2 protein-coding genes are annotated in these 1,706 nt (G+C 39.9%); both read left to right on the top strand.

Annotated elements, in window-relative coordinates; genetic code table 11:
- Window positions 1-393: 393 nt before the first annotated feature.
- The gene (locus ACFFK0_RS30610; protein ID WP_377475249.1) at window positions 394-1,032 is read left to right on the top strand and encodes a GGDEF domain-containing protein; all 639 of its coding nucleotides are present in this window, start codon (window positions 394-396) and stop codon (window positions 1,030-1,032) included.
- Between the two features lie 31 nt (window positions 1,033-1,063).
- Window positions 1,064-1,672 (top strand): EAL and HDOD domain-containing protein, encoded by a 609-nt coding sequence (locus tag ACFFK0_RS30605; protein WP_377475247.1) that lies wholly within the window; start codon window positions 1,064-1,066, stop codon window positions 1,670-1,672.
- Window positions 1,673-1,706: the final 34 nt, after the last annotated feature.

The raw sequence follows: 1,706 nt of genomic DNA, 5'->3' as shown, positions 1-1,706 counted from the left end.
TCGAAAATTAACAAATCCGTAACACTGTTACGTATCTTTTTGTTTGCACAAACCGTATAATTATAGATATATCGAACTATAAAATTGGGTCTTGTAGCCCAATTCGCAAAAGTGCTGTGCTGGGGAAATTAATTCAAGCTCTAACACTCGAACTATGTTACGTATTATGCAGTTATGATCAATCAACAATTCGGATTTGTGAAAGAAACAATGGAAAGAGTATATACTGGAGATTTGCTTCAATCGGGCTAGGGTTATGGGATTTGATATTGCGCAATATCAGCAGATGAGACAAGCAGCCTTTGTATTGCATATAAGGCTGCTTCGTTACATCCAATCACTTTTCGTATTGTAATATTTCGAGTGCCACCGACCTGAAGGGGGACGGGAATTTTGGGGTATTTGGGCCGCGGCATCATTACAATTGTCGCAATTCTTAGTGCAATTATTTTTTTAACGGTTGGGGATGAAATTGTACATATTATTTTGCTCATTTCCAGCATGGTCATCGCTTGGATATTGGGCTTTTATTTCGACAGGGTCAGGTATATTTCGGAAATCGATACCCTTACTGGCGTGAGAAACAGACGAAATGCCCATAAGATTTTTGCCCGGTTACGCAGACAAGCGTCTCGTAAATCGCTTTTGTTGGTTGTTTTCGTTGTCGACGTAAATAATTTCAAATCCATTAACGATAACTTCGACCATCATACGGGGGATAGAGTACTTCGACTACTATCGGAATTGTTGGTTGATGTTTTTCAAACCCGTAATCACGTGATTCGTTGGGGTGGCGATGAGTTTATCGTGATCCATACGTTCGAAAACGATGAAATGCTTCAAGCAGTGTGTAATTTATTGCATGAACAGACCGATTCCTTATCTCAGCAATTGACTTTTGATATATCGCTCTCAGTAGGATATTCCATGTTTCCGATGGATGGAGGAAATCTGGAAGAACTAATAGGTAAAGCGGATAAAGAAATGTATGCCAACAAAGTGTCTGGTAAGCGTGTTGGCGTAAATAAGTAATTTGAAGGACTGTATCGGGAGCGGATGCGGAATGGAAGTTTACGCAGCGAGACAACCCATATTCGACAGAAGTATGAATATATACGGCTATGAGCTGCTGTATCGAAGAAGCTCAAACAACTATTATGAAGGGATAAATGATAAACAGGCAACGGCTGAGTTAATTAACAATGCTTATCTTGTGATTCAACTGAACGATCTAACCGGCGGTACAAGGGCGTTTATTAACTTTTCGGAAGAATTACTGGTGAAGGAGATCCCGTTGCTATTGCCCAAAGAAGGGATTGTGGTCGAAGTATTAGAACGGGTCAAACCAACGGCAGACGTGATTAATGCCTGTAAAAAATTGAAGAAATTTGGTTATAAACTTGCGCTAGATGACTTTGTTTTTGATGGGAGTTATCTTCCTCTTATCGAAATAGCTGATATCATCAAAGTGGAATATCCAGCCCTTGATCCTAATCAGCAGCATCAAATGATCGAACAGTACCAACGTCAGTATTCACTGAAGTTTCTGGCGGAGAAAATTGAGACAAGAGAGGAACACCAGACTGCTCTTGCACTGGGATACGACTTCTTTCAAGGTTATTTTTTCAGCAAGCCTGTAATTGTAAAAGGAGCTATTCCTGTAATGAATTAATTTGCGGTTTGAAAAGAAAAAGCGCCTCCTGTAT

Source organism: Paenibacillus chartarius (assembly GCF_042432825.1).
Lineage (GTDB): Bacteria > Bacillota > Bacilli > Paenibacillales > NBRC-103111 > Gordoniibacillus > Gordoniibacillus chartarius.
Note: the sequence above shows the minus strand (reverse complement) of the source record. Positions and strands in the feature narration are given on the sequence as shown.